Raw genomic sequence first — 15040 nt, forward strand, 5'->3', positions numbered from 1 at the left:
AGGGACTCCCATGTCGAAGGCCAAAAATGTTTTCACCGTTATCGGGTTGATTTTATTGGCTCCTATTCTCAGCCTGGTGGGATTTTTCAAATTCATCACGGTCGATATCTGGGGCTATTTCAAACATATCGGTTCTTCTCTCAGCGTGATGGAAAACGGCATTTCCGCCTCCGGACAAATCGTCAGCATTCGCCAGACCAATCTGTGGGACGGGAACCGGCCGGTCTGCGAAGTCGAAATCAAGTACATCGCCCAAGACGGAAAAAACCATACGGCGGTGGCGAAAGGTCCGATCAGCGTCGTGGATCTGCCGCGATATCAGCCGGGTCATTTCACCGCGATAAAGTACGACCCGAAGAACCCCAAAAAAGCGGTGATCGAAGAGCTTTCTCGGCTTTGAGCAAAAATAAACCTTTCAATCCGCGCGATCCGGTTTCTACGTGCTGAAAGCGACTTATCGTCCATCAGTTCGCTAAATCACCTTGCATAAGGAAGTGTCACGATGGGCGCGTTTATTGCCTTTTCGACGCAGGACAGCCTCGGGGGACAAATCCTGTTTACCTTCTTTGGCATCCTGGTTGGCTGCGTCTTGCTCGCCGCGATCGGCAAAATCTTTTTGTCGGCCAGTCGGGCAGCGGCGTTACCGGTGCGGCTGCTGATTTTTGTCGCGCTGATGCTGGCGATCCTGAAATACAACCAACAAGTGATGTCTGCGGTGAATGCCCCCGCAGAACTGATCGGATTCCTGATCCTGCCCGGTTTTTTGATGGGTTACCTGGGTGCGGCGGCACCCGGCAGACTGGCGCTGGCGATAGAGCTTGGCTGTTTTGCAGCGCTCGCCGTGCTGTTGATTCTGGGCACCGCCGGCATCGGCTTTTTTGCGCCCTACCACCTGGAGAGCGCCGGCCAATTTATCGCCAAGACGATCGCCGCCGCGTTGTCCGTGGCCGCCATGCTGCTGGTTCGCGGAATCAACGGGAAGGACAGCGCGCTGTCCTCTTGACCATCCATTTCGAAGCGGGGCTCTCCCCTCGCATTAACGATCGGCGCTGAGCGCCGCATCGTTTTCTTCATCTGTTGTGACATAGCCTGATATCTATTAAACCGAAAAACGGATTGTTTTTGAGCAAGCAGCCTGGCTGCCGGCTGATATCCACAGGAAGCTTTACACACACAATGAAAGTCGTAAAACCTCTGCGCCTCAGCGCGCTTCATCGCCCCTTTTCTTGGCAAGGGCAAAATCATCTGGGTGTTTCCGTTTTGGCCTTGGCCGATATGGGGGCTTCCCCGCGCCTGCGCCCCGAACCGGAGCTGTGGCAGCTGGCTGCCGAAGAACTCACGTTGAGCGGCGGCGTGCTCGATCTGGCCATCCCGAAAGCCTGTGCGGAGTTTCTCGCCACCGGCAACGCCTACACCCACCATCAACAAGACAAAACCGCCTGCGCCGTGAAGATCCAGCTGGATTCGCTGGAGAAAACGCTGGTGGTTTTCGGCGATCGCCATTGGATCAACGATCGTCCCTCCACTCCCCTTCCTTTTGCAGAAATGCGTCTGGACTGGCGCCGGGCTTACGGCGGCACCCAGTTCGCCGATAATCCGCACGGCATCGGCGCCACTCCAGAAACATTTCCGCAAGGCCGTATCCATCGCCTACCCAATGTCGAACCGCTGCAGGGGCGCCTTACGTCCCCTCGGCAAAGCGCGCAACCGGCAAGCTTTGACGCGTTGGATATCACCTGGCCGCGCCGCTTCTCCCGCATCGGTAAAAACTACGACGCCGACTGGTTGAAAAACGGCTTTCCCGGCTTCGCCAACGACATCGACTGGCGCCTGTTCAACATGGCGGACGACGATCAGCAGTTTCCCCAACGCGACAGCCTGCCGCCCCAGGCCGCCTACCGGATATGGAACATGCACCCGTCGGAGCCAATGCAGCAAGGGCATTTACCGCCGTGGCGCACACGCTGCTTCATCAACCGGCTGCGCGGCGGCGAAGCGCATTTCGAAGAGATCGCCATGCGCCACACCACCGTCTGGTTCTTCCCTCATCGGGAACAGATGCTGCTGATTTATCAGGGCAGCGCGCGCATCAATGAAGACGATGCCGCCGACGTGATGCAGCTGATGCCGGCCCTGGAAATCGAAGGCGAGCCCCGCTCCACCGCGCATTATCGGCAGGTGTTGGCCCAGCGGCTGGATAAAGAGCGGGGTGCCCTGCACGCTTTCCGTGAACAGGAGTTGTTGCCGGAAACCTGCATCGGTGCCTGGCTGGATACGGAAACGCCGACGCTGCAAAGCCCGATGGCGGAAAATATCGCCGCCTACGAGCACCAGCAACGCGAAGCGCACCGCCAGCGCCTGCGGCGTGAAGGCCAGGATATCGATGAACTGTTCCCGCTGCCGTCGCAAGACGCGCCGCCGAAACTGGACCAACTCGCCGAATTCGTCGAGCGTTTGGAAAGCCAGGCCGAGACGCAGTATCAGGACATGCTCAAGCTGGCACAAGCCGAGGGTATCGACCCGCTTAACCCCGGAGGGGATCACGTGCCGCCCTCCGGTGCAGAAAGCTACCAGCAGCAGCGCGATCTGCTGTTCCAGGAGGCGCGCCAGCATCCCGACGCGTTTAGCAACAAGCAGCTGGGGGAAAGCGAGCGCGCGCTGCACAAAATGTATTTAATGTCGGCACAGGCGCAAAGCCCGGCGTTGCGTTTAAGCGGCGATCTGGCACAGATCATTCGCCAACGCGTCACCGCCGCCATGCTGCGCGATAAAGATCTCAGCGGCCTTGATCTCACGGGCGCCGATCTGTCCGGCATGGATCTCTGCCAGGCTAACCTGCGCGGCGCTTTGCTGGAAAACGCCAATCTGCGCCAAACCCAACTGGTGGGCAGCGATCTTCGCGAGGCGATGTTGGCACGCGCCGATCTCAGCGGCGCCGTCTTGCAACAGGCCAATCTGAGCCACGCCTCTTTGGCCCTGGCGAAATGCGAAGCGACGGATTTCGGCGGCGCGCAGCTGCACGAAACCAACATTCAGCAAACGTTGTTTCAACGCTGCGATTTCACGATGGCGTCATTACGCGATTTGCTGGGATACGAAACCTTGCTCGGGCAGTGTGACTTCAACCGCGCCACGCTGGCCAACATTACGTTGATGGAACTGCAGCTGGAGCAGCTGACATTCAGCCACGCCCGGCTCGACAAAGTCAGCTTCGTCAAATGCCGGCTGCTGGCGGTGAACTTCAGTCAGGCGCGGCTGGAAAGTTGCGCCTGGGTTGATACCGAGACGCAAAACCTCAGCTTCCGCGCCGCACGCCTCACCGCCTGCGCCTTTGCGGCAAAGACGCTGTTGCCGCAGGCGGATTTCAGCGACGCGACGCTAAAGCAGTGCAATTTGCGCCAGATGCCGCTGCAGCGGGCGAATTTCAGCCGTGCGCGCCTCGACAACTGCGACCTGTCAGAAACCCGGCTGAACGAGGCCGATTTTCGCCAGGCCAACGGCAGCGGCAGCTTGTTCATTCGCAGCGATCTATCCCTGGCCAACCTGCGCGACGCCAATTTCATCACGGCGATCCTGCAAAAATGCGTCCTGTCAGGCGCCGACCTGCAGGGCACCAATCTGTTCCGGGCCGACTTGTCGCAGTCGCAAGTGGATCAGGCGACCCGGCTCGACGGTGCCTATACCGCCAGGGTGAAAACATTGCCTCGCCACAACGGGAAGGAAGTATGACCTCAAAACCTGAGCAGATACGCCAGCGCGTGAAACGCGGCGAGCTGATTGCCGGTGAGGATTTGCACGGTCTGTCATTCGCCGGTATGGATTTGGCCGGCGGCATGTTCAACGAGTTGAACCTGAACGGCGTGAACTTCTCCGATTGCGATCTGCGCGACAGCGTCTTCAGCGATTGCCGGCTCGAACACGCACAATTTGCACGGGCGAACCTGAAGCAAACGGCCTTCAATCAGTGCGCCATGTCAGCCAGCCGTTTCAGCGAGAGCCATATCGAACTGACGATGTTCAACGACTGCCGGCTTGAACAGAGCGAGTTCAGCCGGCTCTCGCTCAACCAAAGCCACTGGATGTCATGCCAATTGGCCGGCGCGAATTTTTCCGCTACTCAGCACGATCGCACCACCTTTTACGAAAGCCCGCTCGACGCCGCTGATTTGAGCCATACGCGACTCTCACTTGTCACGTTCTTTCGATTAAACCTGTGTGAAACACGGTTTGAATGTGCGGATTTCGACCGTGTCACGTTTTTCGAATGTGACCATCGCGGCAAAAGTTACGCCGGGCAGCGCCTGATCGCCTGCCAGTTTACCGATAACCAATTGGACGACGTCGACTTCAGCCAGGCGACGCTGCGCCAGAGCAATTTCAAGGGCGCTTCGCTGCGGCGCGCCAACCTGACCAGCGTACAGGCGCAGCAGTCGCTGTGGCTGGAGGCCAATCTGACTCAGGCACAGTGCCGCGGCGGGCAGTTCGATCAGGCTATCTTCAGCGAAGCGACGCTGGATGCCGCCAACTTCAGCCAGGCGCGCCTGTATCAAAGCGTATTCCAGCACAGTCGCGCGGCGCGTTGTGATTTCAGCGACAGCGACCTGACCTACGCCGATTTCTGTTATGCCGACATCGGCGCCGCCGATTTCCGGCGCGCGCGTTTTATGCGCACCCGCATGCACCGCGCCCACCAGCAGCAAACGCGCTGGGGCGATCGCAGCGGGATCCTCGAACGCGACGAAGAGCTGTACGCCGCCGAAACCTGGAGCGCACAGCGCCAGAGCCGAATCTGAATGCATTGACCACTTCACGAGGGGATCACCATGAGCGTTGCCAACACAACTCGCGCCGTCAACATCGCACCGCCCCAGCAGGCCGCCGGCCAGGTCGTCAACCTGTTGCCGGACGGCAGCCTGGTAGTGGAGTGCGAAGGCCGCGGCTGGCATTGCCGCCGGGCGGCGAGCTGTCTGCTGACGCCGGCTCTCGGCGATAGCGTGCTGGTCGCCGGCTGCGGCCACCAGCTGTGGGCGATCGCCGTCCTCGAACGTGCGGAACCGCAAAGCGCGACACGGCTCTGCGTCGCAGGCGATCTGCAGATTGAAACGCCGAACGGCTCGCTGTCGCTGCACAGTGCGCAGGCATTGCAACTGCGCGGCGATGCCATGACGCTGCAGGCCAACAGCGGCGACTGCCACGTCGACAAGATGAAATACAGCGGCGAGGAGCTGTCGGCCTTCGTCAGCGTCAGCCGTTTGGTCGGCAAACGCTGCGAGTCGCTGTGGCATTCGGTCAGCCAGATCAGCCATTCGCTGTTCCGCAAAGTGCGCCAAACCGAGCACGTGCGCGCCGGGCAACTGGATTATCAGGCGGAAGATTACGCCCGCATTCATGCCCGCAACACGCTCATTACCTCAAAAGACATCACCAAGCTGGATTCGGAACAAATCCACGTCGGATAACCTGCGGAGGCCTTTTATGTTTGCCAACAGCCAAATGATCGGCGTGGACCTGGCGTTTCCCGACGTCTGTCTGACGCCAAGCCCGGCGCCGGTGCCCGTGCCCTACCCGGATATCGCCCTGGCGCCGACCGCCATCCCGAACGCGTTCAACATTCTGTTCGTCGGCACCCCGGCGCACAACATGGCGACGGTGACGCCGCTGACCAACGGCGACAACCCCGGCGTGGCCACCGGCGTCGCTTCCGGGACGGTGATGGGGCCGTCCCGCCACCTGACCGGCGCCTTTACCGTATTGCTCAAAGGCACCCCGGCCACCCGGCTGACCAGCCTCAGCCTGCAGAATTCCACCAACGCGCTCGGCATGCGCATCGTGCCGAGCCAATTAAAAGTGTTGCTGCTTGCGCCCTGATGACGGCGCCTTATTACACAGCCATTCAATCAAGAAAAGAGGACATTGTGAAAACACGGATTACCCTGACGCTGCTGACCGCCCTGACGCTTGCCGGTTGTTCCACCCCGCCGCCGCCGCCGCCGGCGCTCAATAACGACGCCCTCGTCAGCAGTGAGGTCAACGGCGTCACGCTGCAGCACCGCGCCGCGGTAAGCGCGCCGAAGCAGTTCAAGCCGATCGGTGAAGAATACCGCAGCCTGTATGCCGCCAGCATCATGAGCAGCCCGAATTATACCGGCACCGCCGTCGGCAGCCTGGACAACGCCGCCGCGTTCTACGCGCTGGGCGAAGTGGAGAACAACTGGCTGGCGATCTCCGCCATCCGCGGGGGCGACCTGATGGGATATATCCAGGCCAACGCCGGCGTGCCGGAAGCGCGCTACAAATCGACGCTGCGCAAAGATCTGCCGCGCCGCGCACGCGCCGCCAAACAGGACTGCGTCAAAGTCGGCGGCGACAGCAAGGCGTGTAAAAACGCCGGCTCAGCCACCTGGATCCTCCAGTAGTCAGCACGCCTGCGGGCGACGAGATTCCCATGATGACGACCCCTATCGCTTCCCGCTGGTGCGGGATGCTGTTTCTACTGCTGGGCGCGCTGGCGCTCGGCGGCTGCATGTCTTCCGCCAAAAGCGTGCCGTCGCGTTACAGCCTGGTGTTCGATGCCGATCGCCAGGTCAACGCCGCCGCCGGCGCGCAACCGGCGCCGATCAAAATTCGCGTGTTGCTGCTGCGTTCGGATGCGGAATTCATGGATGCCGACTTCTTCAGTCTGCAAAACGACGCCAAAAGCGTGCTCGGCAACAGCCTGCTGGACAGCGATCAGTTCTTCCTGACGCCGGGCCAGACCGGTAAGAAGCTCGGCGGGCAAAGCGCATTGGACGCACGTTACATCGGCGTGATCGCCGAATATCAAAATCTGGACGGCAAGACCTGGCGCATTTCACTGCCGCTGCCGGAACCCACCGAAACCAATTTCTACAAGGTATGGCAATTCTCGCCGGATGAGCTGGAAGCGCATATCGTCGCGGGCGTGAGTGGCCTGCGCCCCGTAAAAAAGGTCGACTGACCTACCGCTGCGCTGAAGCGAAGTAACTATAGGTGTGATGATGAAAGATGCTCATAAGGTTGTCTGGACTGAGGGAATGTTTTTGCGCCCTCACCATTTCCAGCAGGCGGAAAACTATCTCGAAGGCTATATGCGCAACTGGGGCCAGGCCCACAGCGGCTGTTTCTGGGGGTTCCTGACCCTGGATCTGGACCAAACGCTGCTGCGCCAGGGCAAGATTGCGCTCAACGCCGCCAGCGGCATCATGCCGGACGGCACGCCGTTTCGCTTCGCCGGCGCCCAGCAGGCACCCGCGCCGCTGACCATCGCCGAAAACAAGACCGGTGAAAACGTGGTGCTGGCCCTGCCGACCTACCGCGCGGGGCGTGAAGACGTGATCTTTCAGGAAAGCCCGGAGGCGCTGGCGCGCTATCTGGCTTACGAGAACGAAGTCGACGATCTCAACGCCGTCTCGGTGGGCAGCGCGGCGCTGCAGTTCGGCCGCCTGCGCCTGCGGCTGATGCTGGAGAGCGAACTCAACGCCGAATGGACCGCGCTCGGCGTGACCCGCGTGCTGGAAAAACGCGGCGACAACAGCCTGCGCCTCGATACCGCGCAGATCCCGCCGATGCTGAACTGCCAGGGCAACCCGGTACTGAAGACCTTCATCAACGATCTGCAGGGCCTGCTGCAACAGCGCAGCCAGCAGATGAGCCAGCGCCTGCTGCAGCCGGGCCGCGGCGGCAGTTCCGAAATGGTCGATTTCATGCTGCTGCAGCTGATCAATCGCCATCTTGGCCAGGTGAGCCACGCCTACCACCTCGACCATCTGCACCCGGAGCGCCTGTTCGCCGATTGGCTGCAGTTCGCCACCGAGCTCGCCAGCTTCTCGGCGCAGCGCACCCCGGAAGGCCGCCTGCCGGTGTATGACCACGACAATCTGGCGTTGTGCTTCGGCAAGCTGATGCTGTTGCTGCGTCAGGGGCTGTCGGTGGTGCTGGAAGACAACGCCATTCAGCTGACGCTGGTCGAACGCTCCCACGGGCTGAATGTCGCCACCGTGCAGGACGCCAAAATGATGCGCGATTTCGGCTTCGTGCTGGCGGTGCGCGCCGACGTGGCCGCCGAGGTGTTGCTGACCCATTTCCCGGCGCAGATGAAGATCGCCCCGGTCACGCGCATCCGCGATCTGGTGCAGCTGCAGCTGCCGGGCATCGGTCTGCGCACCATGCCCGCTGCGCCGCGCCAGATCCCCTATCACGCCGGCTACACCTACTTCGAGCTGGAAAAAGGCGGCGACCTGTGGAAACAGATGGAAAAATCCAGCGCCTTCGCCCTGCACCTGGCCGGCGAATTCCCGGGGCTGGACATGGAATTTTGGGCGATTCGCAGCCATACGGACCGGTAACCTATGACTCAGGAAAATAGCACGGCGCCGGCGGCCAACCCGCTGGTAGATGCCGCCAACCCGCTGCTGAACGCCATTTCGCAGATCCGCCAGTCGGCCACGCACGCCAACCCGGCGCAGCTGCGCCAACAGCTGATCGACGAAATGCGCCGCTTCGAGATCCGCGGCCAACGCGCCAACCTGCCGTACGAAGTGATCATCGGCGCGCGTTATTGCCTGTGCACCGCGCTGGATGAAGCGGCGGCGCTGACCCCGTGGGGCAGCAACAGCGTGTGGTCCGGCAGCGGGCTGCTGGTGACCTTCCATAACGAAACCTGGGGCGGCGAGAAGTTTTTCCAGCTGCTGGCCAAGCTGTCGCAAAGCCCGCGCGAGCACATCAACCTGCTGGAGCTGATCAATTATTGCCTGCTGCTGGGCTTTGAAGGCCGCTACCGGGTGATGGAAAACGGCCGCTCGCAGCTGGAAACCATGAAGCAGCGCCTGCTGCAGCTGATCCGATCGGTGCGTGGCGGCTATGCCCCGCCGCTGTCGCCTCATGCGCTGGACCTGCCGGTACAGCAGAAACTGTGGCGCCCGCTGGTGCCGCTGTGGGCCTGCGTGGCGTTGACCGGCTTCCTGGCTTCGCTGCTGTTCATCGCCCTCAACTGGCGGCTGGGCGACAACACCAGCCCGGTGCTGGCGGCGATTTACCAAACCAATCTGCCGCAGGTGGCGATCGGTAACCCGGCGCCGGCCGCGCCGCCGACGCTGAGCCTGAAAAGTTTCCTGCGTAAAGAGATCGCCGAGGGGTTGGTGGTGGTGCGCGACGAAGCGCAGCAAAGCGTGGTGATCCTCAAAGGTGACGGGCTGTTCGACTCCGCGGCCACCACGGTACGCGCCAACTATATCCCGGTCATCGACCGCATCGCCGCCGCCATGAACGGCGTCAGCGGCAAGATCCTGGTCACCGGCTACAGCGACAACGTGCCGATCCGCAGCGCCCGTTTCGCCTCCAACTGGGAGCTGTCGCTGGCGCGCGCTGAAGCGGTCAGCGCCCGCTTGCAAAAACACCTCGCCAACCCGCAGCGGGTCAAGGCCGAGGGCCGCGGCGAGAGCAACCCCGTCGCGCCGAACGATAACAAAGTGAACCGTGCGTTGAACCGCCGGGTAGAAATTACGCTGTTGGTCGCCCCGGAAAACACCCAGGCGGAAATCAACGGCTTGCCGCAAGGAACCGGAAAGTAATGCTCAGTACGTTATTCTCCATCATCACCAGCCGCCTGCTGTGGGGCTTTGTCGGCATCACCGCGCTGGCGTTCATCATCTGGACGATCGGCCCGCTGGTGGCCATCGGCGACTATCGCCCGCTGGAGCCGGAACTCAACCGCCAGATCGCCATCGGCGTTATCTACCTGATCTGGTTCCTGTGCCGCCTGATCCCGCGCCTCTACAGCGCCTGGTTCAACAGTCGTTTGCTGAGCAATCTGCGCGCCGCCGAAGCGGTGCCGGTGGAAGACGGCAAGCCCGAGGTCAAACAAGACGATCAGCTGGCGCAGCGTTTCGACGAAGCCGCGCAGCTGCTGAAAAAGGCGCGCTTCGCACCGGGCCAGGGCGACGGCAAACATCGCTGGATGACCCGCTTCAGCCGCCAATATCTGTACCAGCTGCCGTGGTATGTGATCATCGGCGCGCCCGGCGCCGGTAAAACCACCGCGCTGGTCAACTCCGGCCTGCACTTCCCGTTGGCGGATCGCTTCGGCAAAGCCGCGCTGCGCGGCGTGGGCGGCACCCGCAACTGCGACTGGTGGTTTACCAACGACGCCGTGCTGCTCGACACCGCCGGCCGCTACACCACCCAGGAAAGCCAGCGCGAAGAAGATGCCGGCGAGTGGCAAAGCTTCGTCGCGCTGCTGAAAAAATACCGCACCCGCCAGCCGATCAACGGCGTGATGGTGACCATCAGCGTCGCCGATCTGCTGAGCGACAGCGCCGAAGCACGCAGCGCTCAGGCCAGTGCGCTGCGCAAACGCCTGATCGAACTGCACGAGCAGTTGGGCATTCACTTCCCGGTCTATGTGCTGGTGACCAAAACCGACCTGCTCAACGGCTTTATGGCCTACTTCGGCAGCTTCGACAAAGCGCAGCGCGACCAGATCTGGGGATTCACCTTCCCTTACGAGCGCTCGCGGCAGCCGGACTTCAATCTGAACGCCGCCTTCGAACAGCAATACGCCCTGCTGCAACAGCGGCTGGACGCGGCGCTGCCGGATACGCTGCTGATGGAGCACGACGCGCGCCAGCGCGCCGAAAGCTACCTGTTCCCGCAGGAGTTCGCCGCGCTGCGCCCGCTGCTGAGCCAATACCTGGAACAGGTGTTCGCCACCTCCAGTTTTGAAACCCGCTTTACCCCGCGCGGCATCTATTTCACCAGCGGCACGCAGGAAGGCCTGCCGTTCGACCGGGTGATGGGCGAGCTGAACCGCTACCTGCAGCTGCCGGCGGCCAACTCAGGGGCGCAGGCCAACGCGGCCTGGGACAGCGTGGGCCAGGAAGCGCCGATCCCGGCGGCCAAAGGCCAGAGCTTCTTCCTGAAAGAGACGCTGGAATCGGTGGTCTTCCAGGAATCCGGGCTGGCGGGCAGCAACCGCTGGTGGGAATACCGCAACCGCGCCCTGCACTGGGCGGGGTACATCGCGCTGGCGGTGATCCTGGCGGTGCTGGCGATGCTCTGGTTCACCAGCTACGGCAACAACAAGGCCTATCTGGCGGAAGTGGCCGCCAAGGTGCCCGGCGTCGAGCGCCAGGGGCAAAACCTGACGCAGTTGGGCAACGGCGACATGTTCTCGCTGCTGCCGTTCCTCAACAGCCTGCTGCACCTGCCGGACAGCCAGAACTTTTCGCTGGACGATCCGCCGTTCACCTACCGCATGGGGCTGTTCCGCGGCGATCAGGTGGGCGACGCCGGCAATGCGTTGTACCAAAAAGCGCTGAAAGAACTGCTGCTGCCGCAGGTGGCGCAGCAGATCGCCACCACGCTGCGCAACGACAACCACGGCGACGCGGACTTCAGCTACGAAGCGCTGAAGGCCTATCAGATGCTGTATCTGCCAAAGCAGTACGACGGCAAATTCCTGCGCGCCTGGGTGATGCTCAACCTGCAACGCAACCTGCCGCAGGGCAGCACGCAGAAACAGCTGCAGCAGATCGAATGGCACCTGAGCCAGCTGCTGGATGCGCAGATCCAGGCCTCGCCTTACGCCAAAGATGAACAGCTGGTGGCGCAAGCGCAGGCCGCCATCAATCGGGCGCCGCTGTCGCAGCGCGTCTATGGCCGCCTCAAGCGCCTGCTGCTGAAACAGACCGACATCAAGCCGGTCAGCCTGGTCGATTTGGCCGGCCCGCAGACCGAACTGGCGTTCAGCCGCAAAAGCGGCAAACCGGTGACCGACGGCGTGCCGGGCCTGTTCACCTCACAAGGGTACTGGAAAGCGTTCAACGACAACATCGACCCGGTGACCGACACCCTGCGCAAGGAAGACGTCTGGGTGTTGAACAGCCAGACGCCGGAGCAGAAAAGCGCCGATCTGACCAAGACCATCCGCCAGCTGTACATGCAGGACTTCATCAGCGCCTGGGATGCGCTGCTGGGAGATATCCAACTGGCCAACATCGGCAACCTGACCCAGCGCATCAGCAGCGCACGCCTGCTGTCCGGCAACCCGTCGCCGATGCGCAACCTGCTGGTCAACGTCAGCAAAAACGTCACCCTGCGCGACGAGAAAAGCGACGGCGACTCCCGCTCGCTGCTGGCCAAAACCGAAGACAGGCTGAATCAAAACGCCAACCGCACGCTGGAAGCACTGTTCACTAACCGGCCGGCCAACGCCGACGGCGACGTGTCGGCCCAGCCGGAACAGCTGGTGATGGCGCACTTCGCGCCGCTGCTGGAGCTGGCGCAAAGTCAGGGTGAAGGCAATAAGGCGATCCCTTTCGACAGCGTGCTGAAGCAGGTCGATGAGCTGTACAGTTATCTGACCGCGGTGCAGGGTGCGGCCAACAGCGGCATGTCGGCGCCGCCGAGCGACATCATCCCGCGCCTGCAGGCCGAATCCGGCCGCCTGCCGGTGCCATTCAAACAGATGCTGCTGTCGCTGGCGATCGGCGCCAGCAGCGACACCCAGCGCAAAGAGATGGAGAACGTGAAAAAGCGCATCAGTTTCGAGGTCGGTAGCTTCTGCCGCCAGGCGATCGCCGGGCGTTATCCGCTGGTGGCCCGGGCGCGCCAGGACGTGACGCCGGACGATCTGGCGCGCATGTTCGCGCCGAACAGCGGGCTGATGGACAGCTTCTTCCGCGACAACCTGCAGGGCAAGGTCGATACCACCCGCGCCAACTGGCGTTTCACCCCCGGCGTGGACGGTAAGACGCTGCCCGGCGGCGAAGGCATCCTGCGTTCGTTCCAGCAGGCGCAGCGCATCCGCGACGCCTTCTTCGCCAACGGCACCGCGACGCCCTCCTACCGCGTGACCGTGCGGCCGGTGCGGATGGATAACGACATCCTCAACCTGACGCTGGATATCGACGGGCAGCTGTTCAAATACAGCCACGGCCCACAGGTGCCGCTGGTGGTCAGCTGGCCGGGCACCCGCAATACCAACCAGGTGCATTTGCAGCTGGCGCTGGCCAACGGCACCACCGCCAGCCTGGTGACCAGCGGGCCATGGGCGCTGAACCGCCTGGTGGACATGGCGCAATCCTCGGGCACCGGCGGCCTCGGCCGCCAGGCGACGTTTAATCTCGACGGCCATCGCGTCACGCTGGAGTTCACGCCCAACAGCATCCGCAATCCGTTCCAACTGCCGGCCTTCTCGTGCCCGTAGCCCCGAAAGGACATGACCATGAGCACTGATTCAAGCGCCCCGACGAGCCTCGGCTGGTACGGCAAACTTCCTTCCGCCGGCGATTTTCTGCAGCGCCGCCTGCCCGATCCGGTGGTCAATAACTGGGCCCACTGGTTCCATAACGGGCTGGTGAATTTGCAGCGCGATGCGCAGGGGCCAAACGGCCACCCGTTCAGCAACGCGCCGGTGTGGAACTTCGCGATCCCCGCCACGCTCGGCAGCCCGTACGTGCAGATGGGCTGCCTGTTGCCGGCGCGCGATCGCGTCGGGCGGCGCTACCCGATCTGCGCGCTGCGCCTGTTCAGCCTGCAAGAATGGCGCCCGCAACAGCTGAACATGGCGGCGAGCTGGTACCAGCAGCTCGGCCATACCCTGCTGAACGGCGTGCGCAACGGCTTCTCCGCCGAACAGATCGACCGCACGCTGCAGGCAATCCCGGCGCTGCCCAGCCCGCCGGCGGAAGCGGATTCCGAGATATTGTCGATTATCGGTTTTCAGCATCCGGACGTGCCGGGTCTCGGCTGGCAACAGGCCGCCGACTGTTTCGACCCGGCGCAGTACACCAGCTTCTGGTGGACCAATCAGGCCGACGGACACCCGCTCTACACTCACGTGCACAGCGGCAACCTCACCGTGCAGCTGTTTTCACTGCTGTTCGAGCCCAACGGTTGGGCGCGCCCCGGCCGCGGTGGCCAGTACCCGCAAATGTTTGATTAACATCGTTCGTTGAAGGAAATTCTATGGCTATCGACACCGATACCCTGCTGGCCCCGGTTGACGCGGACAATCCCTGCGGCGACAACCTGGAATACGACGCCGACTTTCTGGCCATGGCGCGCGCCGCCACCGGCAAGGCTGAACAGCAGTTCGGCAGCACCATCATTCCGGAAGAAGCGCCGGATTGGGTGCAGGTCGAACGCCTCGCGACCTCGCTGCTGGCGCGCACCAAAGACCTGCGCGTCATGCTGTACCTCACCCGCGCCTGGACCCAGCTGCGCGGGTTGCCGGGCTACGCCGACGGGCTGACGCTGATCCACCAGTCGATACTCCGTTACTGGGATGCCCTGCAGCCGGCATTGACGTTCGACGGCGAAGCCGACCCGCTGTTTCGCATCAATGCGTTGGCCGACCTCGGCGACAAAGCCGCGTTGGCCGCCAGCGTGCGCACTGCGCCGCTGCTGAAAAGCGCCGCCGGTGAAATCTCGCTGCGCGATGCCGGCGCCCTGCTCGACGGCAGCAAGCAAGAGTGCCCCAACTTTCCCGGCGGCCGCGCACGGCTGCAGGATGAGCTGGCGCAGCAGGGCCGCCCCGAAGGCGCACTGGTGATCCACATCGCCAACACCCTGGGCGCCATTCGCAGTGAAGTGACCCGCCATCTGGGGGAAAGCGCCCTGCCGGAAATGAGCGCGCTGACCAAGGTATTTTCTCTGGTGGCGCTCGCCGGCCAGAGCGATGCCCCGGCCGCCGCCGAATCCGAAGCCCCGCCGGAAACCGCCGCCCTGCAACAACCGGCTGCGATGCAAAGCGCCACGGCACCGCTCAACTGGCGCAGCGCGCAGATCCAGTCGCGCGACGACGCCCAGCTGATGCTGGACAAGGTGAAAAATTATTTTCGTCTTCATGAGCCGAGCCACCCGGCGCCGCTGATGATCGATCGGGTCCAGCGGCTGATTACGCTGGACTTTATGCAAATCGTCCGCGATTTGGCGCCCGATGGGCTTAACCAACTGGAGACCATTCTCGGTCGCCCCGACAACGAGGAGAACAGCTAGCCGCCGACTTTTGTTCTCTTGACGA

13 protein-coding genes are annotated in these 15040 nt (G+C 62.5%); all 13 read left to right on the forward strand.

Annotated elements, in window-relative coordinates:
* The first annotated feature begins 10 nt into the window (after positions 1-10).
* The 13 genes from FUU19_RS15035 (at position 11) to tssA (ending at position 15015) form a co-directional block, all read left to right on the forward strand.
* Positions 11-400, forward strand: coding sequence for a DUF3592 domain-containing protein (locus FUU19_RS15035; RefSeq protein WP_141959533.1), 390 nt, complete (start codon positions 11-13; stop codon positions 398-400).
* 102 nt (positions 401-502) lie between these two features.
* A complete protein-coding gene (locus FUU19_RS15040) occupies positions 503-1003 on the forward strand; it encodes a hypothetical protein (protein WP_230490831.1) in 501 nt (166 codons plus the stop codon).
* Positions 1004-1176: 173 nt separating this feature from the next.
* Positions 1177-3729, forward strand: a complete 2553-nt coding sequence (locus FUU19_RS15045; RefSeq protein ID WP_230490830.1) for a DUF2169 family type VI secretion system accessory protein — start codon at positions 1177-1179, stop codon at positions 3727-3729.
* The gene (locus tag FUU19_RS15050; protein ID WP_230490829.1) at positions 3726-4793 is read left to right on the forward strand and encodes a pentapeptide repeat-containing protein; all 1068 of its coding nucleotides are present in this window, start codon (positions 3726-3728) and stop codon (positions 4791-4793) included. Before FUU19_RS15045 ends, FUU19_RS15050 begins: the two co-directional genes overlap by 4 nt.
* A gap of 30 nt (positions 4794-4823) precedes the next feature.
* On the forward strand, positions 4824-5459 hold the full coding sequence (locus tag FUU19_RS15055) for a DUF3540 domain-containing protein (RefSeq protein WP_202669680.1): 636 nt from the start codon (positions 4824-4826) through the stop codon (positions 5457-5459).
* Between the two features lie 16 nt (positions 5460-5475).
* Positions 5476-5868: a DUF4150 domain-containing protein gene (locus FUU19_RS15060; protein ID WP_004934933.1), complete on the forward strand. Its 393-nt coding sequence runs from the start codon at positions 5476-5478 to the stop codon at positions 5866-5868.
* Between the two features lie 47 nt (positions 5869-5915).
* Positions 5916-6416: a type VI secretion system accessory protein TagV gene (gene tagV / locus FUU19_RS15065; protein WP_063990282.1), complete on the forward strand. Its 501-nt coding sequence runs from the start codon at positions 5916-5918 to the stop codon at positions 6414-6416.
* Positions 6417-6445: 29 nt separating this feature from the next.
* Positions 6446-6976, forward strand: a complete 531-nt coding sequence (gene tssJ / locus FUU19_RS15070; RefSeq protein WP_049206024.1) for a type VI secretion system lipoprotein TssJ — start codon at positions 6446-6448, stop codon at positions 6974-6976.
* Between the two features lie 40 nt (positions 6977-7016).
* A complete protein-coding gene (gene tssK, locus FUU19_RS15075; protein ID WP_033638522.1) occupies positions 7017-8363 on the forward strand; it encodes a type VI secretion system baseplate subunit TssK in 1347 nt (448 codons plus the stop codon).
* Positions 8364-8366: 3 nt separating this feature from the next.
* Entirely contained in the window at positions 8367-9587 is a 1221-nt protein-coding gene (locus FUU19_RS15080) for a DotU family type VI secretion system protein (RefSeq protein ID WP_060427397.1), read from the forward strand.
* A complete protein-coding gene (gene tssM / locus FUU19_RS15085) occupies positions 9587-13222 on the forward strand; it encodes a type VI secretion system membrane subunit TssM (protein ID WP_230490828.1) in 3636 nt (1211 codons plus the stop codon). The genes FUU19_RS15080 and tssM overlap by 1 nt, the downstream gene beginning before the upstream one ends.
* A gap of 18 nt (positions 13223-13240) precedes the next feature.
* Positions 13241-13960: a type VI secretion system-associated protein TagF gene (gene tagF / locus FUU19_RS15090; RefSeq protein ID WP_197833639.1), complete on the forward strand. Its 720-nt coding sequence runs from the start codon at positions 13241-13243 to the stop codon at positions 13958-13960.
* Between the two features lie 23 nt (positions 13961-13983).
* Positions 13984-15015, forward strand: a complete 1032-nt coding sequence (tssA, locus tag FUU19_RS15095) for a type VI secretion system protein TssA (protein ID WP_230490827.1) — start codon at positions 13984-13986, stop codon at positions 15013-15015.
* Positions 15016-15040: the final 25 nt, after the last annotated feature.

The sequence above is a fragment of the Serratia montpellierensis genome (assembly GCF_020858655.1).
Classification (GTDB): Bacteria; Pseudomonadota; Gammaproteobacteria; order Enterobacterales; family Enterobacteriaceae; genus Serratia; species Serratia montpellierensis.